The organism is Flavobacterium sp. ST-158, assembly GCF_058309975.1.
This window is the reverse complement of the sequence record NZ_JBZEEN010000001.1, coordinates 835693-859976: the sequence shown is the minus strand read 5'-3', so window position 1 is coordinate 859976 and position 24284 is coordinate 835693. Positions and strand designations below refer to the sequence as shown.

The 24284-nt window shown below is 34.3% G+C and carries 27 protein-coding genes; 20 read left to right on the top strand and 7 right to left on the bottom strand.

Going from position 1 to position 24284, the window contains the following annotated elements; translation table 11 throughout:
• The first annotated feature begins 9 nt into the window (after window positions 1-9).
• The 13 genes from AC4FRF_RS03680 to AC4FRF_RS03620 all read left to right on the top strand — a co-directional run bounded on the left by AC4FRF_RS03680 (window position 10) and on the right by AC4FRF_RS03620 (window position 10160).
• On the top strand, window positions 10-399 hold the full coding sequence (locus AC4FRF_RS03680) for an OB-fold protein (RefSeq protein ID WP_491158104.1): 390 nt from the start codon (window positions 10-12) through the stop codon (window positions 397-399).
• Between the two features lie 36 nt (window positions 400-435).
• Window positions 436-1275 carry a DUF5777 family beta-barrel protein gene (locus AC4FRF_RS03675; RefSeq protein WP_491158103.1) on the top strand — a complete coding sequence of 280 codons (840 nt, stop codon included), beginning with the start codon at window positions 436-438 and terminating at the stop codon, window positions 1273-1275.
• A 137-nt stretch (window positions 1276-1412) separates the two neighbouring features.
• On the top strand, window positions 1413-1841 hold the full coding sequence (locus tag AC4FRF_RS03670; protein WP_491158102.1) for a hypothetical protein: 429 nt from the start codon (window positions 1413-1415) through the stop codon (window positions 1839-1841).
• Window positions 1842-1860: 19 nt separating this feature from the next.
• Complete coding sequence (locus tag AC4FRF_RS03665) at window positions 1861-2448, top strand: globin family protein (RefSeq protein ID WP_491158101.1); 588 nt, start codon at window positions 1861-1863, stop codon at window positions 2446-2448.
• A 403-nt stretch (window positions 2449-2851) separates the two neighbouring features.
• Window positions 2852-4111 carry a glutamyl-tRNA reductase gene (gene hemA / locus AC4FRF_RS03660; RefSeq protein ID WP_491158100.1) on the top strand — a complete coding sequence of 420 codons (1260 nt, stop codon included), beginning with the start codon at window positions 2852-2854 and terminating at the stop codon, window positions 4109-4111.
• Between the two features lie 75 nt (window positions 4112-4186).
• Window positions 4187-5113 carry a hydroxymethylbilane synthase gene (hemC, locus tag AC4FRF_RS03655; RefSeq protein ID WP_491158099.1) on the top strand — a complete coding sequence of 309 codons (927 nt, stop codon included), beginning with the start codon at window positions 4187-4189 and terminating at the stop codon, window positions 5111-5113.
• Window positions 5113-5796: a uroporphyrinogen-III synthase gene (locus AC4FRF_RS03650; protein WP_491158098.1), complete on the top strand. Its 684-nt coding sequence runs from the start codon at window positions 5113-5115 to the stop codon at window positions 5794-5796. Before hemC ends, AC4FRF_RS03650 begins: the two co-directional genes overlap by 1 nt.
• Window positions 5797-5849: 53 nt before the next feature.
• Window positions 5850-6878, top strand: a complete 1029-nt coding sequence (hemE, locus tag AC4FRF_RS03645; protein ID WP_491158097.1) for a uroporphyrinogen decarboxylase — start codon at window positions 5850-5852, stop codon at window positions 6876-6878.
• A gap of 81 nt (window positions 6879-6959) precedes the next feature.
• Window positions 6960-7340: a hypothetical protein gene (locus AC4FRF_RS03640; protein ID WP_491158096.1), complete on the top strand. Its 381-nt coding sequence runs from the start codon at window positions 6960-6962 to the stop codon at window positions 7338-7340.
• Window positions 7337-8239, top strand: a complete 903-nt coding sequence (hemF, locus tag AC4FRF_RS03635) for an oxygen-dependent coproporphyrinogen oxidase (protein ID WP_491158095.1) — start codon at window positions 7337-7339, stop codon at window positions 8237-8239. The genes AC4FRF_RS03640 and hemF overlap by 4 nt, the downstream gene beginning before the upstream one ends.
• Window positions 8240-8284: 45 nt before the next feature.
• On the top strand, window positions 8285-8638 hold the full coding sequence (locus tag AC4FRF_RS03630) for a four helix bundle protein (protein WP_491158094.1): 354 nt from the start codon (window positions 8285-8287) through the stop codon (window positions 8636-8638).
• A gap of 65 nt (window positions 8639-8703) precedes the next feature.
• Window positions 8704-9699, top strand: coding sequence for a porphobilinogen synthase (gene hemB, locus AC4FRF_RS03625; protein WP_491158093.1), 996 nt, complete (start codon window positions 8704-8706; stop codon window positions 9697-9699).
• A 65-nt stretch (window positions 9700-9764) separates the two neighbouring features.
• Window positions 9765-10160, top strand: coding sequence for a c-type cytochrome (locus AC4FRF_RS03620; protein ID WP_491158092.1), 396 nt, complete (start codon window positions 9765-9767; stop codon window positions 10158-10160).
• Window positions 10161-10315: 155 nt separating this feature from the next.
• Here the strand turns inward: AC4FRF_RS03620 and AC4FRF_RS03615 are convergent, their stop codons facing one another.
• Window positions 10316-11023, bottom strand: a complete 708-nt coding sequence (locus AC4FRF_RS03615) for a class I SAM-dependent methyltransferase (RefSeq protein ID WP_491158091.1) — start codon at window positions 11021-11023, stop codon at window positions 10316-10318.
• A gap of 305 nt (window positions 11024-11328) precedes the next feature.
• Between AC4FRF_RS03615 and AC4FRF_RS03610 the strand changes: the two genes are divergently transcribed.
• The 3 genes from AC4FRF_RS03610 (at window position 11329) to dcm (ending at window position 14038) form a co-directional block, all read left to right on the top strand.
• Window positions 11329-12207, top strand: a complete 879-nt coding sequence (locus AC4FRF_RS03610; RefSeq protein WP_491158090.1) for a LysR family transcriptional regulator — start codon at window positions 11329-11331, stop codon at window positions 12205-12207.
• Window positions 12208-12210: 3 nt separating this feature from the next.
• Window positions 12211-12696 (top strand): methylated-DNA--[protein]-cysteine S-methyltransferase, encoded by a 486-nt coding sequence (locus tag AC4FRF_RS03605; RefSeq protein WP_491158089.1) that lies wholly within the window; start codon window positions 12211-12213, stop codon window positions 12694-12696.
• 88 nt (window positions 12697-12784) lie between these two features.
• The gene (gene dcm / locus AC4FRF_RS03600; RefSeq protein WP_491158088.1) at window positions 12785-14038 is read left to right on the top strand and encodes a DNA (cytosine-5-)-methyltransferase; all 1254 of its coding nucleotides are present in this window, start codon (window positions 12785-12787) and stop codon (window positions 14036-14038) included.
• Here the strand turns inward: dcm and AC4FRF_RS03595 are convergent.
• The gene (locus AC4FRF_RS03595) at window positions 14010-14723 is read right to left on the bottom strand and encodes a PmeII family type II restriction endonuclease (protein WP_491158087.1); all 714 of its coding nucleotides are present in this window, start codon (window positions 14721-14723) and stop codon (window positions 14010-14012) included. The two genes, dcm and AC4FRF_RS03595, sit on opposite strands and share 29 nt — an antisense overlap.
• 169 nt (window positions 14724-14892) lie before the next feature.
• Between AC4FRF_RS03595 and AC4FRF_RS03590 the strand changes: the two genes are divergently transcribed.
• The 4 genes from AC4FRF_RS03590 (at window position 14893) to AC4FRF_RS03575 (ending at window position 20321) form a co-directional block, all read left to right on the top strand.
• Window positions 14893-16062 (top strand): serine hydrolase domain-containing protein, encoded by a 1170-nt coding sequence (locus AC4FRF_RS03590; protein ID WP_491158086.1) that lies wholly within the window; start codon window positions 14893-14895, stop codon window positions 16060-16062.
• Between the two features lie 6 nt (window positions 16063-16068).
• Window positions 16069-16782 carry a 3'-5' exonuclease gene (locus AC4FRF_RS03585; protein WP_491158085.1) on the top strand — a complete coding sequence of 238 codons (714 nt, stop codon included), beginning with the start codon at window positions 16069-16071 and terminating at the stop codon, window positions 16780-16782.
• 110 nt (window positions 16783-16892) lie between these two features.
• Complete coding sequence (locus AC4FRF_RS03580; RefSeq protein ID WP_491158084.1) at window positions 16893-18332, top strand: nucleoside recognition domain-containing protein; 1440 nt, start codon at window positions 16893-16895, stop codon at window positions 18330-18332.
• Window positions 18333-18719: 387 nt separating this feature from the next.
• A complete protein-coding gene (locus AC4FRF_RS03575; protein ID WP_491158083.1) occupies window positions 18720-20321 on the top strand; it encodes a fumarate hydratase in 1602 nt (533 codons plus the stop codon).
• A 91-nt stretch (window positions 20322-20412) separates the two neighbouring features.
• On the opposite strand, the gene AC4FRF_RS03570 is transcribed toward AC4FRF_RS03575, so the two are convergent.
• The 5 genes from AC4FRF_RS03570 to AC4FRF_RS03550 form a co-directional block, all read right to left on the bottom strand.
• A complete protein-coding gene (locus AC4FRF_RS03570; protein ID WP_341699153.1) occupies window positions 20413-20610 on the bottom strand; it encodes a hypothetical protein in 198 nt (65 codons plus the stop codon).
• 3 nt (window positions 20611-20613) lie between these two features.
• Window positions 20614-22011, bottom strand: a complete 1398-nt coding sequence (locus AC4FRF_RS03565; RefSeq protein ID WP_491158082.1) for a radical SAM protein — start codon at window positions 22009-22011, stop codon at window positions 20614-20616.
• A complete protein-coding gene (locus tag AC4FRF_RS03560) occupies window positions 22001-22741 on the bottom strand; it encodes a prolipoprotein diacylglyceryl transferase (RefSeq protein WP_491158081.1) in 741 nt (246 codons plus the stop codon). The genes AC4FRF_RS03565 and AC4FRF_RS03560 overlap by 11 nt, the downstream gene beginning before the upstream one ends.
• A gap of 3 nt (window positions 22742-22744) precedes the next feature.
• Window positions 22745-23404 (bottom strand): CoA transferase subunit B, encoded by a 660-nt coding sequence (locus AC4FRF_RS03555; protein WP_491158080.1) that lies wholly within the window; start codon window positions 23402-23404, stop codon window positions 22745-22747.
• Window positions 23405-23516: 112 nt separating this feature from the next.
• Window positions 23517-24218, bottom strand: a complete 702-nt coding sequence (locus tag AC4FRF_RS03550; protein WP_491158079.1) for a CoA transferase subunit A — start codon at window positions 24216-24218, stop codon at window positions 23517-23519.
• Window positions 24219-24284 lie beyond the last annotated feature (66 nt).

The window sequence follows — 24284 nt, the reverse complement described above, 5'->3', positions numbered from 1 at the left end:
ACCAATCTCATGAAAAAAAAGATAGGATACGGAATTGTATTTGTTTTGGTTGCTGCCTTTGCCGGCTATCGCTACATATACCAAGACCACAGAAACATAAGCAGTGAAAAAGCTACTTATACTATAAGCCTTCCTGAATTAGAAAAGGAATTTGCTACTAATGACAGCTTGGCCTTTCTAAAATACCAAGACCAAACTATTGAGCTAACTGGAAAAGTAAGTTCAATAGATCCTAAAAACAAAGCGATTATTCTAGACTCTAAACTCTTTGCCACATGTACTGATAGCCTGCCTAAAGACATTATCTCGGGACAACAACTGAGCATCAAAGGAAGATTTCTAGGTTACGATGAATTATTAGACGAGTATAAAATGGATCAAAGTTCCATTATTCGCTAAAAAAACTATTACACTAACAACCCAAAACTATATTTTATGAAAAAGTTCCTTTTACTCCTAGCATTACTTCCTTTAGCATCCTTTTCTCAAAACGATTTACTAAGTGGAATCAGCACCGATACTCCAAAAGAAAAAGTGACAGCCGCTTTTAAAGGATTAAAAATTGTCAATTTAGAATCGACCAAACTGGCAGCTAAAGGCGATTTGTATTTTATTGTAGCCCATCGGTTTGGTTCCGTAAAAGATGGTTTTGAAGGTTTCTACGGATTAGACAATGCCAATACCCAACTAAAATTTGTTTATGGATTAACCGATTATTTGAGCATAAGTGGCGCCAGAAGTGAACTTGCCTATGATTTTGCTGCAAAATTTACTTTGCGCAATCAAATAACAGACGGTTTTCCGGTAACCATTGCTGGATTTAGCAGTTTAGCTATAAACAATACACTCAAAGAAAGCCTATATCCAAAATTGACATTCGACAATCGCTTGACTTATGTAGGTCAATTATTGATTTCTAGAAAATATTCCGAAAAACTATCCCTTGAATTAGCACCAACAATTTTTCACGAAAACTTTGTAGATAATCCCCAACAAGACAATTCTCAATATGCTATTGGTGTTGGAGGTCGTTACAAATTATCCAAACGCTGGTCACTAAACATTGATTATGCTGCCCATTTAAACCGAGCTTCAAATTCTATTTATAAAAACCCATTGTCCATAGGTTTTGATTTAGAAACTGGCGGACATGTTTTTCAAATGCATTTTACCAGCTCACAAGGCATTCACGAAGCGGGATACTTAGCACAAACCACAGGAGATTGGACTAAAGGCGATGTGTTTTTTGGATTCAATTTGCTAAGAGTATTTTAGAAAATCTGCCTTTTTTGCCTCAATCCAAACGCAGACAGTATTTAAAACAATTCTAAATTAATCTTTTTCTCATAAATCTTAAAACCATACTTAAGAGTCTCTCGTAAATGACATTGAAAACCTAAAAAATTATTAAAATGAATAAAACAATTAAAAAAGGGCTACTAATTCTCGGTGGAATTGTGCTACTATTCATTGCTATTTTGCTGTATCACATAATAACAGTCAAACCGGCTGAATATGATAATCCACATATCCAAGTGAGTCGTATTGATTTTGAAAACACAATAGATTCTTTGCAAGCCAAGCAAATTTGCACCGACCTAAGAACCATCAAAGGCTTGACCTCCGATTCTATTATTGTAAAAAGAAACGTTGTGGTGTATTTTCACAATAATACAATTACCAATTCAGAAAAAGTATTTAATGAATTAATGAGTAAAAGACCTTATAAAGCGAAACGTTTTTTAGTTCCAGCCAATTTAGCCAACAAAGAAGTTTGTCCAATGGATCGAAATAGTTTCAGCTATAAAGCATTTAAAACAATAAATCAATTTTTTAATTAATCCTTTAAATCCAATTATTATGAAAAATTATTCTAAAATTACACTTTGTGTGTTACTTATGGCATCGGCGGCATTTACTTCTTGCAGCAAAGACGATGATCCAGAACCAGAAGTAAAAGCATCTATTTACACTCGTTTAGGTGGAACAAAAATGGTTACTGATCCTGATGATAATAGTAAAATGATTGAAGCTGGAAGATTAGCTTATCGTAAAGTAGTAAATTCTACAGTTGGGTTAATTGTTGCTGATGTTGAAAATAATGCTTCAGGAAACCTAGGCGCACATTTTGCCCCTCTTTTAGCAGAAGTTGGTGCAGACAACACTACTAATTTAGCTAAATTAGTAGACAACTTAACTGATTTCTTTTCTTTCAATACAGGGGGAACTAATGCAGTAAATACCTATTCTGGTTTAAGCATGGCAGCTGCTCACAATCCAGCTATGAATCCTCGTATGGGAGTAAAATCAACTAATGCTGATTACACCAAATTTGAAGGTTATGTAGGTGCTGCTGCTGTTGCTAATGGTGTTCCTGCTGACTCAGAACTTTATGCAGATGTTGTTGCAGTATTAGAATCATTAAGAACAACAATCGTACAAAATTAATTTTGATAATACGATTAAAAACGCTGCCTTTTAGGTAGCGTTTTTATTTCTCTTGTGATTTATTTAATACCTCAATCACAAACATTTTAACCAACAACCAAAAAATTGAATTGTTATATATTTTTAAAAAAATACCCAAAACCGTATTTTAGTAACATTTCTTCAGAACCCTAAGCGATATTTTTTCGTATATAATATAGAAATCAGACAACAGTCTTATTTAGAACAAATCTATATAAAACACTAAAAAACGCCTGATTTTACTCTATTTCTAAATATAATCGATTTTGTAATTACTATTTTGAATCAATTTAACTCGAAGCGATACAAAAAGAACTTACAGCGTTGTTTTTATAAAATAGATAATAATAATTTTGTTGAACTTTTTAAGGAAAGTATAATTATGGAAAATTTTAATATGTCCAGAAACAGCACTTTTTACGCTTTAGGCCTAAGTTACAAAAAAGCAGATGCAACGATTAGAGGAAAATTTAGCTTAGATGCCAAAGCACAATCTATTTTATTAATGCAAGCTGAAGCCGAAGGAATAGAATCGTTAATCGTTACTTCAACTTGTAATAGAACAGAAATATATGGTTTTGCTAATCATCCCTATGAACTAATTAAATTACTTTGTGAAAATAGTAATGGTTCAGTACAAGAATTCCAAGAAGTAGCTTATATCTATAAAAATCAAGATGCTATCAATCACATGTTTCGTGTTGGAACGGGATTAGACAGTCAAATTTTAGGAGACTTTGAAATCATAAGCCAAATTAAAAATGCTTTTAACCAAAGTAAACACTATGGTTTGGTTAACACTTTCATGGAGCGTTTAGTAAACTCTGTGATTCAAGCCAGTAAAAAAATCAAAACTGATACTGAAATTTCTTCTGGTGCAACCTCTGTATCCTTTGCATCAGTTCAATATATCATCAAAAATGTAGCAGATATTTCTAATAAAAATATCTTACTTTTTGGAACAGGAAAAATTGGTAGAAATACCTGCGAAAACCTAGTAAAACATACTAAACACGAACAAATTACCCTAATAAACAGAACCAAAGATAAGGCTGAAAAATTAGCTGAAAAATTGGATTTGATTGTTAAAGATTATTCGGATTTACAATTAGAACTTCAAAAAGCAGATGTTTTAGTAGTGGCAACTGGCGCACAAAATCCTACTGTGGACAAAGCCATTTTAAATCTTAAAAAACCATTGTTGATTTTAGATTTATCGATTCCTAAAAACGTACATGAAAATGTTACCGAAATTGAGGGTGTTACGCTCATTCACATGGATCATTTATCTCAAATGACCGATGAAACTTTAGAAAACAGAAAAAAACATATTCCTGCTGCCGAAGCTATTATAGAAGAAATAAAAGACGAATTCAGAACCTGGACAAAAGGAAGAAAATTTGCTCCAACTATCAATGCCTTGAAAGCCAAGCTAAACGATATTAAAAATTCGGAATTGGATTTTCAAAGTAAAAAAATGGCTGATTTTAACGAAGAACAAGCCGAAATCATCAGCAACAGAATCATTCAGAAAATCACTACTCATTTTGCTAATCATCTTAAAGACGAAAACACTCTGGTAGATGAAAGCATTGAATGGATTGAAAAAGTGTTTAAAATTGAAGCACTGGTAAGTAAATAAACCAGAAAAAAAGAAAGAACCTCAATTCCTTAATGGATATTAATTTATATCCTATTTTTGGAATAAAATATAAAAATGGCAGATAAAACAATACGTATAGGTACAAGAGATAGCGAACTCGCATTATGGCAAGCCCACACTGTTCAAAATAAACTAAATGATTTAGGTTATAAAACTCAAATTGTAGCCGTAAAATCCCAAGGCGACATTATCCTCGACAAACCCTTATACGAATTGGGAATTACTGGTATTTTTACCAAAACTCTGGATATTGCCATGATTAACGGTGATGTGGATATTGCCGTACATTCCATGAAAGACGTGCCAACGGCTCTTCCTGTTGGAATTGTTCAGGCTGCTGTTTTAGAAAGAGCCAATACCTTAGATATTTTAGTGCATAAAGGAAGCTTAGACTTTTTGGAAGGCAACGGAACTATTGCTACCGGAAGTTTACGTCGTCAGGCACAATGGCTGAACAAATACCCAAATCATACTGTAGTTGATTTACGTGGAAATGTAAATACCAGAATGCAAAAACTACAGGACAACGACTGGAACGGAGCTGTTTTTGCAGCAGCGGGATTAGAAAGAATCAATTTAAAACCGGGCGATTATATTGACTTAGATTGGATGATTCCAGCACCGGCTCAAGGCGCTATGTTAGTGGTTGCTATGGGAAATGACAATTATACACTGGATGCTCTTTCTAATTTAAATCATGTTGAAACCCAAATTTGCACGCATATAGAACGCCAGTTTTTAAGAACTTTAGAAGGTGGTTGTACCGCTCCTATTGGTGCTTTGGCAAAATACAATGAAGAGGAAGACACCATACATTTTGATGGCGTTTTATTCTCATTAGATGGAAGACAAAAAATTGAAATCAATAAAATCGTGGATATTTCGGAATGGAAAAAACTAGGATTTTATATGGCAAAAGAAATTCTGGAAAATGGCGGAGCTGAACTGATGGCAGCAATTAAAACTAATTTGAAAAAATAATGAGTCAAATAAGTATTCTGTCTACCAAAACCTTATCCCCCGAACAAAGACAAGCATTTCTTGATGCTAATATTGATCTTTTAGAACAGGATTTTATCGAAATTAAAAACAGTAATTTCGAATTAAAAGACCTCAATACAAATCTGATTTTCAGCAGTCAGAATGCCGTTTTAAGTTTAATGGAACAAAACGGCTGGGAAAAACTGCAAACCAAAAGTGTTTTTTGTGTGGGCATAAAAACTAAAGAATTACTGGAGCTTAACGGTTTTACAGTAGATGTGTATATGGATTATGCGTCGGAATTAGCCGAAATTATTACGCTAATCTACAACAAAGAAAGCTATACTTTTTTCAGCGGAAACCTACGTAAAGAAACTTTGCCACAAGCATTAAAAAATGCAGGCATCACATTCAATGAAATTGAAGTGTATCAAACCGCATTAGCTCCTTTTAAAATATCCAAAGAGGAAAAATTTGATGGAATTTTGTTTTTTAGCCCTTCGGCTGTTGAAAGCTATTTTACCAATAATAAAATCAAAAAAGAAATTTGCTTTTGCATCGGCAATACCACCGCAAAAACATTAGAAGCAAATAAAATTAAAAAAATTATAATTCCGGAAACACCAACAATTGAAGATGTTATTGTTGAAGTTATAGAGTATTATAAATCTGAAAGTGTCTAGCTGACAATAAAAAAATCCAAAAAACCCGTTGAGGAATAAAAAAAGATAGAATTATGTTAAAAAATGACTTGTTTTTAAAAGCACTAAAAGGAGAAACTGTACAACGTCCACCGGTTTGGATGATGCGTCAGGCAGGAAGATATTTACCAGAATTTAGGGCTTTACGTGATAAATATGATTTTTTTACCCGTTGTGAAACTCCGGAACTGGCTGCCGAAATCACGGTACAACCTATTCGTCGTATTGCTCCGGATGCCGCTATCTTATTTTCGGATATTTTGGTAGTACCAAGAGCCATGGGAATTCATGTAGAATTAAAAGACAATTTGGGACCTATTATCCCAAATCCAATTCGTACCATGGAACAGGTAAATCAGGTTTATGTTCCGGATGTGAATGAAACTTTAGGATACGTTTTTGATGCAGTGAAATTAACCAAAGAAATGCTGAATGACGAAGTACCTTTAATTGGTTTTGCAGGTTCACCTTGGACTATTTTCTGTTATGCTGTGGAAGGAAAAGGTTCGAAAAGCTTTGATACCGCTAAAGGATTTTGTTTCTCAAATCCGGTAGCTGCTCACACTTTATTACAAAAAATCACCGATACTACCATTTTATACTTAAAAGAAAAAGTGAAATCTGGTGTAAATGCCGTTCAAATTTTTGACTCTTGGGGAGGAATGCTTTCACCTACAGATTATCAGGAATTTTCATGGAACTACATTAACCAAATCGTCGAAGCCTTAGCCGAAGTAACTCCTGTTATTGTTTTTGGAAAAGGATGCTGGTTTGCTTTGAACGAAATGGGAAAAAGTAAAGCCTCAGCACTTGGAGTAGACTGGACTTGTTCGGCTAGAAATGCGCGTTATTTATCAGGTGGAAATATTACTTTACAAGGAAATTTCGATCCATCAAGATTGCTTTCGCCAATTCCAACCATTAAAAAAATGGTACATGAAATGATTGACGAATTCGGAAAAGACAAATACATCGTAAACCTGGGCCACGGAATTTTACCAAATATTCCGGTAGATCACGCCAAAGCGTTTATTGATGCAGTGAAAGAGTACGGGAATAAATAGCTGACGGTTGTTAGTTGATAGTTGTTGAAAAAACACTTAACGACTATCAACTAACAACAATCAACCAACAACTAAAAAGAAATGCTCAACAAAGGCTTAAGAGATCAGGAAAAAATAAGAATAGATAACATTCTTAAAACACTTCACACTTTAGTTTATGTACCAAAGTGGAATGATGAAGCTATTCCTGCTATTGAGGAGCAATTAAAAAATTTTGGTTTAAACCTAGAAAGAATAAACGAAATTTCTGAAGACGAACTGATTGAACTCCTGCAACGTTGTCATCTGGACTGGAATCATCAGGAACATTTTGCCGATATTCTAGTGCAGATGTCGCAGAAAAATCAGTTTCATTTTTTAGAAAAAGCGATTGCGATTTACAATTATATCCAAGCCGAAAGCAAGATGTTTTCTTTTGGAATCAATAATAAAATTGTGGCTGTAAAAGCAAATTTATCATGAAAGACAAATTTTACCAATACATACAAAATCTTCAGGATCAAATAGTAGCTGGTTTGGAAGCTGTTGACGGTCAGGCCAAATTTAAAGAAGATCTTTGGAAACGCCCGGAAGGCGGTGGCGGAAGAACCCGTGTAATTGAAAACGGTGCCGTTTTCGAGAAAGGCGGAGTGAATATCTCTGCTGTTCACGGAAAATTACCCGATTCCATGCAAAAGCTTTTCAACGTAGGTGAAGCTGATTTTTTTGCCTGCGGACTGAGTTTGGTTATTCATCCTAAAAGCCCAATGGTGCCAACCGTTCATGCCAACTGGCGTTATTTTGAAATGTACGATGACAATGGTAATGTCATCCAGCAATGGTTTGGCGGCGGACAAGATTTAACACCTTATTATTTGTTTGAAGAAGATGCGGTTCATTTTCATCAGACTTGTAAAACCGCTTGCGATAAACACAATCCGGAGTTTTATCCCAAATATAAAAAACAATGTGATGGGTATTTCTGGAATGCGCACCGCAACGAAGCCCGTGGTATTGGCGGTTTATTCTTTGATTATTGCAAAGCAACAGAAGACATGACAATGGAAAATTGGTACAATTTTGTTACTGAAGTTGGAAATAGTTTCCTTCAGGCTTATGTTCCAATAGTTGAAAAAAGAAAAGATTTGCCTTATACAGCAGAGCAAAAAAACTGGCAGGAAATCCGTAGAGGTCGTTATGTAGAATTCAATTTGGTTCATGATAAAGGCACCTTATTTGGCTTAAAAACCAACGGAAGAATAGAATCTATTTTGATGTCATTACCACCACATGTACAATGGGTGTATGACCACCATCCAGAAGCCGGAAGCGAAGAAGAAAAGTTGTTGAAAGTGTTGGAAAATCCTGTTGATTGGATATAACAGCAATTAGCTCTCAGCTTTTAGCAATTAGCCTAAATTTAGAATATGAAAGATTATAAAAATTTTACAGTTTGGCAAAAATCACATCAATTAACACTTGACGTTTATAATATATTAAATACTTTTCCAAAAGAAGAACTTTTTGGCTTAACCAGTCAAATGAAAAGATCCGCAAGTTCAATACCGACTAATATTGCAGAAGGTTGCGGTAGAAATTCAGATAAAGATTTTTGTCGTTTTTTATATATTGCATTTGGTTCTGCAAATGAATTAGAGTACCAACTATTACTAAGCATTGATTTAAAATTCATTGAATTTGAAAATGGTCAAAAGCTTTTATTTCAAGTCGAAGAAATCAAAAAAATGCTCAATAGTTTAATATCTAAATTAAATAAGTAATTAAATTATAATTGCTAACGGCTAAAAGCTAATTGCTGAAAGCTGTCAGCTAAAAGCTAAAATATATGTTCCCATTACAACGAGGCCGCCGTTTAAGAGTAAACGAATCAATTAGAAGTTTAGTTAGAGAAACAACCTTAAGTCCAAGTGATTTTATGTTTCCCATGTTTATTGCCGAAGGCGAAAACGTAAAAGTAGAAATCCCATCGATGCCGGGAATTTTCCGTCGTTCGGTAGATTTAACGGTAAAAGAAGTTCAGGAATTATTCGCTTTAGGTATTCGTGCGGTAAATATCTATGTAAAAGTAGACGAAAAACTAAAAGACAACGCTGGAACGGAAGCCTGGAATCCAAATGGATTGATGCAAAATGCCATTCGTGCCATTAAATCAGCCTGTCCGGAAATGATTGTAATGCCCGATGTAGCTCTAGACCCCTACTCTATTTACGGACACGACGGAATCATTACCGATGGCGATGTTGCCAACGATGCAACCAACGATGCTTTGGTAAAAATGGCAATATCTCATGCTGAGGCCGGAGCCGATTTTGTTGCTCCATCAGATATGATGGACGGTCGTGTATTGCGTTTACGTGAAGGACTGGATGCTGCCGGTTTTCATAATGTTGGAATCATGAGCTATTCGGCTAAGTATGCTTCGGCATTTTACGGGCCATTTAGAGACGCTCTGGACTCCGCTCCCAAAGAAGCGGATGTCGTAGTGCCAAAAGACAAGAAAACCTACCAAATGGATTATACCAATCGCATTGAAGCGGTCAAAGAAGCCCTATGGGACGTTGAAGAAGGCGCCGATATGGTGATGGTAAAACCCGGAATTGCCTATTTAGACATCGTTAGGGAGGTTAAAAACGTCGTAAACGTACCAGTAACCGTTTATCACGTTTCAGGCGAATATGCGATGATTAAAGCCGCTGCCGAAAGAGGTTGGCTAGACAATGACGCAATCATGATGGAGCAACTCATGTGCATCAAACGTGCAGGTGCTAGTCTGATTTCGACTTATTTTGCCAAAGAAGCGGCCATTCTTTTGAACAAATAAACTGATATCTGTCATTTTTTACATTCATAATAAAGTGTAAATTTGAGTCTAAATAATAGTGAAAGATGAAAAAAATAATACTCCTTAGTTTTGCACTTATTGCCTTTTCATGTAAAAAAGAAAGTCAGGAATCTTTTGGAAAAGAAGAACCAACCGCTGTTGCAACCGTTGATAAAGAGCTAGCACCAGAAGAAATTGGAAAAGTTATTTTTGAGGGTAAAGGCGCTTGTATTTCTTGCCATAAAACCGATGAAAAGCTTATTGGACCAAGCCTACAAGAAATTGCCAAAACCTACAAAGATAAAAATGAGAGTATCGTTACGTTCTTAAAAGGAGAAAGTGACGCTATTGTTGATCCTTCGCAATTTGCAGTAATGCAGGCGAATCTAACACTTACCAAAACATTCACGGATAAAGAATTACAAGGTTTAGAAGCCTATATCAATTCAAATTTGAAATAATATAAGAAGCTATTCCTGCTGTACGCTATAGCTTTTATGGCGAACACCTCCATAAAAGGCTGCCGCTACCATCAGGGCTACATACACAAAAACCATTCGATTTCCCGAATGGTTTTTGCATTTATAAACAACCTATTTACGTCTTTCACAGCAAACTACTTTATCCCTCCAAAAGCGCCAAAACAAGCATTTTTATGTAAAATTTCAGTGCTTGCAAAACCTACTTTTTTCATTAAATCCAATTGAAAACTCATAGATCTTGGTGTATCTTCTTTTTCAATATAATCAAATACTTTTTGTTGGTATTCCTCTCCACCGTGTTGCCTTAAATAATCGGCATACATTTTCCATGTCAATTGATTTACCGCTTCGTTATCCTGAATCAATAAGTCCGAAATTAACAAACAACCACCCGAAGTTAAACTATCAAACAATTTTTGAAACACCATTTCCCAATCGGAATCATCACGCAAATGATGCAAAACCGCTCCAGCCAAGATGATATCAAAATGATTTTTAGGTAAATCAATATCTCTAATATCTCCCTGAATAGTTTCTACCTTGGAAGCTGTAACTTCTGAAACACGCTCCAATGCTTTGTCTAACATATTCCGACTCAAATCAACCAAAGTACAATTCAAATTCGGCACTTTTGACAACATTTTCAACGTATAATTCCCTGCTCCACATCCTAAATCTAAGATAGTTTTTGCTTCTGGTTTTACCGCTCTTGCGGTACAAGTAATTAATTCTAAGCTTAACTTAGCATCCATTGTGGCCACTTGACCGGTTTCTAAATTCGAGAAACGTTCTACTTCATTGTCAAAACGTTCTCTGATTTCTGTTACAGTTGATTTTTTCATGATTTCAATTTTTAAATTCTTCATATATAATTTATTAGCCACGAATTCACGGATAAGAGTTTTTACTAAACTCAATTATTCCACTAATTTTTAAGTTGAAACTAGATTACTCATTTTTAGATTCGAATTCACAAACAATAATTTTAATTAGTGAAATGGCGCATTCCTATTTTCAATTTAAATTCGTGAATTAGTGGCTTAAAAAATACTTTTTCTCTAAAGCTTGTTTATTTCACAAACCTATAATTTTTATATATGACATAAAAATACTTATTTTGTCAACTATTGATACTTAAAAAGTATTTATGGAATTAAGACACTTAAAATATTTTCTAAAATTAGCCGAGGAACTCAGCTTTGTTCGTGCGGCCGAAAAGCTATTCATTTCTCAACCGCCATTAAGCAGGCAGATTAAAGAATTAGAAACCGAACTGGGAGCCACACTTTTTGAACGCAATAACAAACGCGTCATCCTTACCGATGCTGGAAAATATTACCAAAAAGAAATTCAGGAATTGGTACAAAACCTAGAACGAATCAATGCTACAACCAAAAAAATTAGTGAGAATCAAAGCGGCGAATTCCGAATTGCCTACGTAAGTTCTACTTTTTCGGGAGATATTTCGGCATTAATTCAATTTTTGTCAGCTCAATATCCATTTGTCAATTTCAGATTGTATGAAGTTCCCACAGTCAAACAAATTGCCGCTTTAGAAGAAGGAAAAATCGATTTTGGAATCATTCGTGCGCCCTTGCATTCGCCTAAAATTGATTCCCAATTGTGGTTTAAAGACAGCTTTTCCTTGGTTTTTAATCAAAATAATTATTCCTTAACTTCTGAAGAAGATATAGAGCAATTAAAAACAGCTACTTTTGTGTTTTTCAACAAACAATATGCGCCTTATTTCTATGATTCCTTATTAGAAATTTGTGCTCGATATGGATTTAAACCCAAAGTTGTCCACGAATCTAACAATATTTCATCGATAATTCAGTTGGTTAAAAACGGACTGGGAATTTCAATTGTACCAACGGCAATAATGAAAAGTCATAATTATCCGGAATTAGCATTTATTGAACTTAAAAAAACAGGCTTGTTTACCGATATTTTATTGATTACACCAAAAGGAAATCCTTCGGAAATAGCACAAACTGCAATTGCATTTTTAACATCAAAAAACTAAAAAATGTCTGAAGAAAAAACCATCGCTTATTTTCAAACACCTCTGGGAATTGCCAAAATCCTTGGCGATCAAAACGGCATTTCTGTAATTTCCATTGATGATGAAGGTCAAATTTCAAAAAACATCCCTACTGTTCTACAAGACGCTGTTTCACAATTGAATGATTATTTTGAAGGAAAAAGGACCGATTTCAATTTTAAACTGAATCCTTCGGGAACCGAATTTCAACAAAAAGTCTGGAAAGCTCTGCTGGAAATTCCATTTGGAAAAACCTGTAGTTATATGGATTTATCAAAAAAACTGGGCGATGTCAAAGCCATTCGAGCCGTGGCTTCTGCCAATGGTAAAAATCCGCTCTGGATAGTAGTTCCCTGTCACAGAGTCATTGGGACTGATGGTTCGCTTACTGGTTATGCCGGTGGTTTGTGGCGTAAAAAATGGTTGTTAGAACACGAAAATCCGGCACGAAGACAACAACTTTTGTTCTGAAAATAAAATAACTAATCACTTTTTTCTTCTTTAATAATACTTTTTCACATATATTTGTAACCACTGTATAATGTTTAACAATGTGGTTATGAATGAATATCTATCTCTCTCTGAAACAGCAGAACTCGTTGGCAAATGTAAAGAAACTCTCAGAAGATGGGACAATGAGGGAATTTTAACTGCTGTTAGAGAACCTGTTTCAAATTATCGAGTGTACAGAAAAAGTGATGTGCAAGCTTTAATGGGAAGTCTTTTTGAAGGTCATGTCATTGAAAAAGAAATTTCTAACTATGTTAAACCAGAAAATGAATATACCGTTATTGAATTATTTGCAGGTGCTGGAGGGCTTGCTGTAGGTCTTGAAAAAGCTGGATTAAAATGTATTGCATTAAATGAAATTGACAAATGGGCTTGTACAACATTAAGAAATAACAGACCCAATTGGAATGTTTTGGAGGGAGATATAAAAAATTTAGATTTCACAACTTATAAAAATAAAGCCAATATTGTTACCGGTGGATTCCCTTGTCAAGCATTTAGTTATGCAGGAAAAAAATTGGGTTTAAATGATGCTAGAGGTACATTGTTTTACGAATTTGCCAGAGTTGTTAAAGAAGTATCTCCTGAAATATGTATTGGTGAAAATGTACGAGGTTTATTAAGTCATGAAAATGGAAAAACCCTACAAGGAATGATTTCTATTCTCGACGAAATTGGATATAATGTCGTTCCTGTTCAAGTTTTAAAAGCTTTAAATTTCAAAGTACCTCAAAAAAGAGAACGACTTATATTAGTAGGCATTAGAAAAGATATAGATATAATTTATAAATATCCAAAACCATATAAGAAAATCTACAATCTTTCTGACGCATTAAAAAAAGGTGAACTATTTGATTGCGATGTTCCTAAATCTGAGGGTGTAAAATATCCAAAGTCAAAAAAAGAAATACTTGATTTAGTACCTCCTAAAGGTTATTGGCGTGATTTACCTCTTGATATTCAAAAAGAATATATGGGAGGAAGTTTTTATCTTGGAGGAGGAAAAACTGGTATGGCTCGAAGAATTGGATGGGATGAACCTAGTCTCACTTTGACTTGTAGTCCTGCTCAAAAACAAACTGAAAGATGTCATCCTGATGAAACTCGTCCATTTACTGTTCGAGAATATGCCAGAATTCAAACTTTTCCAGATGACTGGAAATTTGCAGGTTCCATAGCTCAACAATATAAACAAATTGGAAATGCCGTACCAGTAAATTTAGGTAGAGAAATAGGTTATTCTATTATTAATTTTTTAAATGAATTTTATGGTTCTAAAAATCAAAAAGTGATGAATTTTTAATTTCTTCCTCTAAATCCGTGCAACCTTTATTGATTAAATCTTTAGTATCAAGTGTAAGTATGCGTTTATGCAATTCTTCAACTAAGCCGTTATAAAAATTTGGAAAACCGGTTATCCGATGCCATAAATCTTTTCCAATAATTACAGGATGAGATTTATCTATTGTTTTATAGTGCATACTCAATTCATCAGATTCACCGTACAAAACACCAACTATAAAATCAGTATTATTAACATCCTTAAAAGCCTTATTCGTTCTAGCTAAATTAATTGTGTTAGTAAATTTAGTAATCAAAGGTTTTACATCTTCAGAATTAATCGTGTTTGGACCAGATTTTAGTTGACACCATTTTTTTCTTTTATCTACTTTATCTGTAAATTCAATATCCATCCCTTTTATCAATGAACCACTTGCCAATTCAAGTTCTACAAACATATTTTGAATTCGAGTTCCAAAAGATGTATTTATTGAAGTTCCTAATACTCTAGGATAATATAAAGCTTTCGCAACACCTTTTGCTGTAAAATCACCTTCTAGTACTTTAGATAAATATTTTACAACTATAGGATTTATATTGTAAGATTTTAATTTAGCATTGTTTTTTAAAGATGACTCTATATGATTCTTAAAAATATAAGTTTCGAAATAATCTACAATTTTTACAATCAACTCTTTTTCTGACATTATTATTTTTTTTTATAATACCCAAAGATAACAATTTGCAATAATTATTCACATAATTCTTATAGAATGGCAACCAATTGTATATTAAAATTCGATTATTTTTTTATTTCACAATTAAAATAAAACATTATTTTTTTATGTAAATTCGTACTGAACAAACTCCAGATCCATGAAAAAAGTCAAAAAATTTCTGTTTAGATTACTAGTATTTATAGCAGTTTTGATTCTTTCCCTCTATATTTTCAAAAAGGATTATTTATTACGAGCCGTAAGAATTACGTATTTCAATGGACATTCCACTGCTTTTTTAGATGATTATCAATATTTTGATAACTCTATTATTCAAAAAAGCAACCAACCACAACCCTGGTCTATTGCCAAAGATTACAATCTAGTAAAACCAACGGAAAGACTTGAAAAAACACATCAACAAACGGGAACCGTAGCTTTTTTAATTATCAAAAATGATAGTATCTGGAACGAAAACTATTATGATAATTACAGTAAAGACTCCAAATCCAATTCCTTTTCAATGGCCAAAAGTATCGTATCTGCTGCCTTAGGAAAAGCGATTATGCAAAGAAAAATTAAAAGTCTGGACCAGAAAGTGGGCGACTTTTTTCCCGAATTTAAAAAAGGAAAATCGGCTCAAATGACCGTTGGTGATCTTGCTTCCATGGCATCGGGATTAGATTGGGACGAAGCCTATTACGATCCTTTTTCGATAACTACTCGCGCTTATTTTGATGATAATTTAAGAACCCTTATTTTAGGATTAAAAGGAATTGAAGAACCTGGAAAAGCTTATAAATATTTAAGCGGAAATACCCAACTCTTAGCCATGTGCATCGAAAAAGCAGTTGGAAAAAATCTGGCTGACTATGTTTCAGAATCATTCTGGAAACCTATGGGTGCCGAAAGTGAAGCCTTTTGGCAAACTGACAAAAAAGGATTGGTCAAAGCTTTTTGCTGCATTGCCAGTAATGCTAGAGATTTTGCGCGTTTTGGCAAACTCTACCTTCAACACGGAAAATGGAACGGCGAACAAATTCTAGACAGTACTTTTATTGCCAAATCGGTACAGCCACGCTTTAAAGAATCACCGGAATATGGCTATGGCTGGTGGTTAAGCCATTATAAAAACAAAGAAATTTTCTATATGCGTGGTCATTTAGGTCAATATGTAATTGTAGTTCCTGAAGATCAGCTCATTATTGTGCGCCTGGGAAATAAAGAAAATCCAAGTACCAATGGAACTCCACACAGTGATGATTTTTTTGTGTATGTAGACGAAAGCTATAAAATGTTGACAAAAAAACAATTTCAAACTAAAAATTGATTTGCAATGATTGAAAAAATAAATCTCAATAACATTTTGTTTTTGGACATAGAAACTGTTCCGGAAACCGCCGATTTCAATGAATTAGATCCTGAAATGCAAAATCTGTACGAACAGAAAACTCAATACCAACGCAAGGATGATTTCTCGGCAGAAGAATTTTACGATCGTGCCGGAATTTGGGCCGAATTTGGTAAAATCGTCTGTATTTCTGTTGGTTTTTTTGTGATTAAAGGAGATATTCGAAATTTTAGAGTGACTTCTTTTTTTGGCGAAGAAGCTAAACTTTTAAAAGATTTCAATAATCTGCTGAACAATCATTTCAATGGGCCGCAACATCTTTTATGCGGACATAATGCCAAGGAATTTGATATACCGTTTCTGGCACGCCGAATGATTATCAATCAAATTCCAATTCCAGAAAAGCTCAATCTCTTTGGAAAAAAACCTTGGGAAATAGCCCATTTGGATACTTTGGAATTATGGAAATTTGGCGATTACAAACATTTTACTTCTTTAAAATTACTGTGCAAAATCCTCGGAATTCCTTCTCCCAAAGGCGATATCGATGGCAGTCAAGTAGGTCATGTTTTTTATGTAGACAAAGACATTGACCGCATTGTTACCTATTGTGAAAAAGACACGATTGCAGTAGCTCAAATTTTCCTTCGATTAAGACGGGAAGATTTATTGATTGAGGATGAGATTATTCATGTGTAAATTTCAATAGCAATGGCAAAATTCAATGACAAAATATCCTGTTGGATTGAAATTGATTTTTGATATTTACATTGACATTGAATTATTACATTTACAAAAATTAAAATAATATGGTATTAAGTAGATTCTGGTTGGTGATTTTTATCTCATCAATTGTTTTTGTGGTAGTAAGTTTGTTTACTGGTAGTAATTACACGATTGATCATGTTCTAAATGGTCAAAAAGGTGATCCAATTTTAATTGCTGAAAAATATGCCGAAGAACTGCCTGCTTTTATCAAAGACAGCATTAAAAATGCGCCGGAGCAAACCATGATTATCAATCGGATTACACTGAATGCCGATACGACTTATGTCTATAAAAACAAAACCGTAAAAATTTACAGCGGAGTTCAAAAATCGGATGGATTATTACCCACCTGTAAAAGCACTTTGGTCGATTTAATCCTTCCGCTTATCGCCTATCTGGCCTTTTTCTGTGGATTGATGGAACTGTTAATCATTTCAGGAGCTTCTGGAAAACTAGCTGTTGTTTTGAGTCCCGTTTTTGTAAAAGTGTTTCCAAGCATCCCTAAAAACCATCCATCCATATCGTATATGACCTTGAATTTTGCTGCAAATTTCTTGGGATTGGATTCGGCTGCAACGCCTTTTGGACTTAAAGCCATGGAAAGTTTGCAGGAACTCAACCCCGAAAAAGACAAAGCCAGTGACGCCCAAATTATGTTTATGTGTTTGCATGCTTCGGGATTAACCCTAATTGCCACTTCAATCATCGGTTATCGTGCAGCAGCGAATGCAGCTAATCCTGCCGATGTGATGTTGCCTTGCATTATCACTTCTTTTATAGGAACCATAGCCGCGTTTTTGATTGTGGGAATCAAACAAAAAATTAATTTCAAAAGTGCTTCTTTAGTGGCGGCATTGATGGCTTTGATTGCAGCTATAGTTGGTTTGTTGATGTATGTAAATCATTTGGATTTGATAGGAAAGAATTATTTTACCACTAACCTTTCGGCTTTGATTTTATTAGGAATTATTATCGCTACTCTCATCTTGTCCTTTATGAAAGAAAAGAAATTTGCCGAAGCCAACACAACGGTTTTTGATGCTTTTGTTTCGGGAGCCAACAACGGAGTAAAAACCGGAGTTACCATTTTTCCATATGTTTTAGGGATGTTAGTAGCTATTTCCTTGTTTAGAAATAGTGGTTTATTTGAAATTATTAGTGACGGAATTGCTTTTGTATTTTCGAATATGGGCGTGAATAAAGAAATCGTGGATGCCTTACCGGTAGCAATGCTTCGCCCGTTTAGTTCCGCAGGTTCCAGAGGATTTTTGATTGATTCAATGAATACTTTTGGTGCCGATTCTTTAACTGGAAGATTAAGCAGTATTTTTCAATGTAGTGCCGAAAGTACGTTCTACGTAATTGCAGTTTACTTTGGTTCGGTAAACATCAAGAATACCCGTTATGCCTTGCCAACGATGCTTTTAGTGGATTTAATTTGTGTGATAACAGCCATTTTTGTGGCGAGCTGGTTTTTTTAAATCGAATGTTCCGAGCCGATGGCTCTCATTTGGATAGATTTGATTATCTCAACAGATTTATCTAAAAATAATTTTAGGATTTTCAATCAATTTTTCATTCTTTTGATTTCTTGAAAAAAAACATTTATTAATCATTAAACCAACTAACAAAATGTCAAAATACACCAAATACATCGCGATAGGATTGCTTATTCTTTTTTTAGCAACTAGCTTATTAACCTAATTTTCAAAAGATTAATCATACAAACTAAGAGATGATATTTGACAAATATCATCTCTTTTTGTTTGATTTTATAACAAAATGTCTGATTTTACCAAAGAATAGCAACTGTTAAAAGACTGTGCCTACGTTAAATAATTTTTATATTTGCCAAAAATAAAATACCCATGGACTTTATATACCAGGATCCTTATCCTATTTTAAAAGACGATACCCAATACCGCAAAATCACTTCTGATTATGTAAAAGTTGAAAAACTAGGCGATAGAGAAATTTTGACCGTTGACCCAAAAGGTTTGGAATTACTTTCTCAGGAAGCTATGAAAGATGTTTCTTTTATGTTGCGTACTTCGCATTTAGAAAAATTAAGAGCCATTCTTGACGACCCTGAAGCAACAGACAATGACCGATTTGTGGCTTATAATTTATTGCAAAATGCTGTGGTGGCTATTGATGGCGAATTGCCTTCGTGTCAAGACACCGGAACAGCGATTGTAATGGCTAAAAAAGGAGAAAACGTATATACAGGCGTTGATGATGCCGAATGGCTTTCTAAAGGGATTTTTAATACCTATCAGGAAAGAAACTTACGTTATTCTCAAATTGTACCGATTAGCATGTTTGAAGAAAAGAATTCCGGTTCTAATCTTCCGGCACAAATTGATATTTATGCTAAAAAAGGCGCTTCTTATGAATTTTTGTTTTTAGCAAAAGGAGGAGGTTCGGCTAACAAAACCTATTTGTACCAACAAACCAAATCCTTATTGAATGAAAAATCTATGGATGCTTTCATTCGTGCAAAAATCATGGATTTAGGAACTTCAGCTTGTCCACCGTATCACTTGGCTTTAGTGATTGGAGGAACTTCTGCCGAAGCAAATTTAGCCGCAGTTAAAAAAGCATCTGCAGGTTATTTCGATAATTTACCAACTACTGGAAACATGGCAGGTCAAGCTTTCCGTGATTTGGAATGGGAAAAAAGAGTACAACGCATTTGCCAGGAAAGTGCCATTGGAGCGCAATTTGGAGGAAAATATTTTACGCATGATGTTCGTGTGATTCGTTTGCCTCGTCATGCTGCTTCTTGCCCAGTTGGATTGGGAGTTTCTTGTTCTGCGGATAGAAACATAAAAGGTAAAATTACCAAAGACGGAATCTTCGTAGAACAATTAGAAGTAAATCCAAAACGATTATTGCCTGAAACACCACCACATTTGGAAGAAGCGGTTGAAATTGATTTGAACCAACCGATGGCTGATATTCTTAAAAAATTATCACAATATCCAATTAAAACCCGTTTGAAACTAAACGGAACGCTGATTGTAGCCCGTGATATTGCACACGCTAAAATCAAAGAATTGTTAGATGCTGGTAAACCAATGCCGGAATATTTCAAGAATCACCCGGTATATTACGCTGGACCAGCTAAAACGCCAGACGGAATGCCTTCAGGAAGTTTTGGTCCAACAACCGCAGGACGTATGGATGTTTATGTAGAAGAATTCCAAAAGAATGGCGGAAGTATGGTGATGCTTGCTAAAGGAAACCGTACTAAAGATGTGATGAATGCCTGTAAAACTTATGGTGGATTCTATTTGGGTTCTATTGGAGGTCCCGCAGCTATTTTAGCTCAAGATAATATCTTGAAAGTAGAAGTAGTTGATTTTGAAGAATTAGGAATGGAAGCAGTGCGTAAAATCACAGTTAAAGACTTCCCTGCTTTCATTATTACTGATGATAAAGGAAATGATTTCTTTGAGAATTTATAATCTAAAATTCTAAGTTTAGACATATTTTAACCGCAAATTCGCAAATTAAATCTGTGAATTTGCGGTTTATTTTTTCCGTTTAAAAGTGTTTTTAGGTTAGTAAACTGCCGCAAATACCTAATCCAATTAATAAATATAAAGCCGCTAAAATAAACAAAACTTTAGCTCCTTTTGGACTCTGTTTTTTTACTGCAAAACCTATTAAAGTTAATATTATTGGTGGTCCAATCATTATTCCCAGAATAAAAATAATCAGACCATTTAGATTTCCAACTTCTAAAGCGATCATAGTTTAAAATTTAATTTCATTACGTAATTCTTCTAATCTTTCTAACTTTTCATCTCTATAAAACAAATTCATTGTTTCAAACGGAATGATTTTATTGTCTTTATTGACAATATGCACACAGGATTTTTTAATCGCTCTGACATCAAAATTATAGGCATCAATAAACTGCATAATGATAATTCTAAATAAATTATCATAACCTAAATTAGGCGCATCAATATTAGGCAAACAACACATAATGGATTTTAGGTTTTCTTCAGCTACTTCAACCGAATTACCTGTACTAAAAAGTTCTATCATTTTTTCCTGTAACACATTGTCTTGCTCATAAATGATGGTGTTTTTGCTATTATCCAATAAATCATTTGGATTAATATATCGTGTTAATGGAAAGACTTCATTATCTAATTTTAAAGCATAACCCATTACTAAAGCATCCGGATTACAAGGCACTGGTAATAAATCATCGGGATTAAATATTGAGGTTTGTTCTAATATTTTTCTTCTTACTTCGGTTAAAGTCATTCGGTCCGTTTCAGGATTGAAATTCTCTAATCTTCCAGCAATTTGGGTAGGTTGAAAAGTAACACCACGAACACATTTTTGCTGTAAAGCAAATTCGACAATCTTACCTATTTCATTATCATTCAATCCTTTTTGTAAAGTTACAACTAAAGTGGTTGATAGATTAAGTTCATTTAAATTCTCTAAAGCTTGTTTTCGAATATCATTCAAATCAGCGCCACGTAGTTCTTGAAGAACTACATTTTCAAAAGAATCAAATTGCAGATAAATTTCAAAATCAGGAGTATAATTTTTTAGTTGTTTTGCAAACTCTCTGTCCTTAGCAATCTTAATTCCATTGGTATTTAACATCAAATGCCGAATAGGTAATGATTTGGCATAATCCAAAATCTCAAAAAATTGCGGATGGATGGTAGGTTCTCCCCCACTTATTTGAACTACATCAGGTTCTTTTTCATTATGAACAATGGTGTCTAACATGGCTTTTACTTCATCTAATGTACGATGTCTGCCATAAGTAGGTGACGATCCTGCATAACAGGTTGGACAGCTTAAATTACATCTATCTGTAACTTCAATAACCGTTAAACAAGAATGTTGTTCATGGTCTGGACATAAACCACAATCATACGGGCAACCATAATCTGTTTTAGTGTTAAATTTATAAGGTGTTTCAGAAGGTTTATTGTAATTTCTTATGTTTTTATAATAGGGAATATCATCAGCAATTAAAACCTTAGAATTTCCATGTTCTGGACAGCGTTTTAGCATATACACTTTGTCGTTTTCAAAAACAATTTTAGCATCAATTCGTTTTAAACATTCGGGACAAAGGCTTAAGGTATAATCGTAATAGGTGTAGTTTCTAACGGGCATTTTTAAAAAGGTGTAAAATGGTTTTGCGATAATAAATTAAGCATAATAAACACAATAACTGAATTGTGCTTAATCCGAAAACAAAGAAAACATTGGGTTTTAAAAATTCAATTCCAAAACGAAATGCAAAATAGAATATCATGAAATACTGAAATAATAATCCATTCTTCAATTCCCTATTCTTTATTTTTAACAAAAATACAGATAAAAAGATTACAAATATTAATTCATATAAAGCTAATGGATGTCGTATTAAACCATCACCTAAATTCATTCCCATAAAAAATGTGGTTACTTTTCCATAGGTAAATTCATTTATCCCAGATAGCATGCAGCCTATTCGGCCAATAAAAATCCCTAATAAAATTGGGAAAACAAATAAATCGCCAGATGATTGCTGTTCGCCAATAATCTTTTTAGAAAGTTCTACACCTAATAAACCTCCAAATAAGCCCCCCATAATGGTTTTATAATTTAAAACATTTACTAGCGTTTCTAAAGAATGAGGAAATACAGGATTTTCTAAAAAACCCATTATTCTGGAACCTAAAAAAGCACCAATTACCGCTCCTAAAATAATAGAGAGTCTATTAGTGTTCGAAATCGTATCAGTCGTTTTTTTTCTTAAAAACAGATAATATCTAAATCCAAAAAAGAAAGCCAAATATTCTAGAACTAAATGAATGTTGATTGTATAGCCTAAAATAATGGGGTCAAAAGGAATCTTCATAGTTTAAAAAATCAACATTTCAGGAATTTCGCCTTCAATGATTAAATTGGCTTCGGTGGAAGCGATAATGTGTTCTACTGAAACTCCAGGTGCTCTTTCTAATAATTTAATTCCTTTTGGGGTAATTTCCATCACAGCGAGTTCGGTTACTATTTTTTTAACACAGCCCACTCCTGTTAGTGGCAAAGAACATTTTTTTAGAATCTTACTTTCTCCTGCTTTATTGACATGCATCATGGCTACGATGATATTCTCGGCCGAAGCCACTAAATCCATGGCGCCTCCCATTCCTTTAACCATTTTTCCGGGAATTTTCCAATTGGCTATATCTCCGTTTTCAGCCACTTCCATAGCTCCTAAAATGGTTAAATCAACATGTTTGCCTCGAATCATCCCGAAACTCATAGCCGAATCAAAAAAGCTTGCACCGGGAAGCGTGGTAATGGTTTGTTTGCCCGCGTTGATAATATCTGCGTCTTCTTCGCCTTCAAAAGGGAACGGACCCATACCTAAAACGCCATTTTCGCTTTGTATTTCGACGTTTATTCCTTCAGGTATATAATTCGCCACCAAGGTTGGAATTCCTATTCCTAAATTCACGTAAAAGCCGTCTTGAAGTTCTTGGGCAATTCGTTTTGCTATATCTTCTTTAGTTAAAGCCATAATTTTGTTTTTTAAAACATATAAGTCATATAAGTTTTCTTTTCAAATAGAAATTTTTTTTGAACCATATAAGAAATGGAAGTTCATTTAAGTCTTGTATCTATACTGATCACTATTCTCTTTTTCGAACCGTCACCTTCTCAATACGTTTCTCATATTTCTCTCCCTGGAAAATACGTTGCACAAAAATTCCCGGAATATGGATTTGGTTAGGGTCTAAAGTTCCGGCTTCCACGAGTTCCTCCACTTCAGCAACGGTAATTTTAGCAGCACCGGCCATAGCAGGATTAAAATTTCTGGCGGTTCCTTTAAAAATTAGGTTTCCAGCGGTATCGCCTTTCCAAGCTTTTACAATGGCAAAATCGGCATTGAAAGCCAATTCCATTACGTGCATTTTTCCGTTAAATTCTCTGGTTTCTTTACCTTGACCCACTTCAGTTCCATAACCTGCCGGAGTGAAAAAAGCGGGAATTCCTGCCTGAGCAGCCCGACAACGTTCGGCTAAAGTGCCTTGCGGAATCAATTCTACTTCGAGTTCGCCCGAAAGCATTTGGCGTTCAAATTCGGCATTTTCTCCCACATAAGAAGAAATCATCTTTTTGATTTGTTTTTTTTGCAAAAGCAAACCCAAACCAAAATCGTCAACACCGGCATTATTAGAAATACATGTTAGGTTTTTAGTTTCTTTTTGGACTAATTCAGCAATAGAATTCTCTGGAATACCACATAGTCCAAAACCTCCTAACATTAAAGTCATTCCATCTTCAATTCCTTGAAGTGCTTCCTGAACCGAATTTACTTTTTTATTAATCATAACGAATTGATTTCTTTTCCATTCTAAAAATAAGGCTTTATTTCCAAAAGAAAAAACAATATTTCA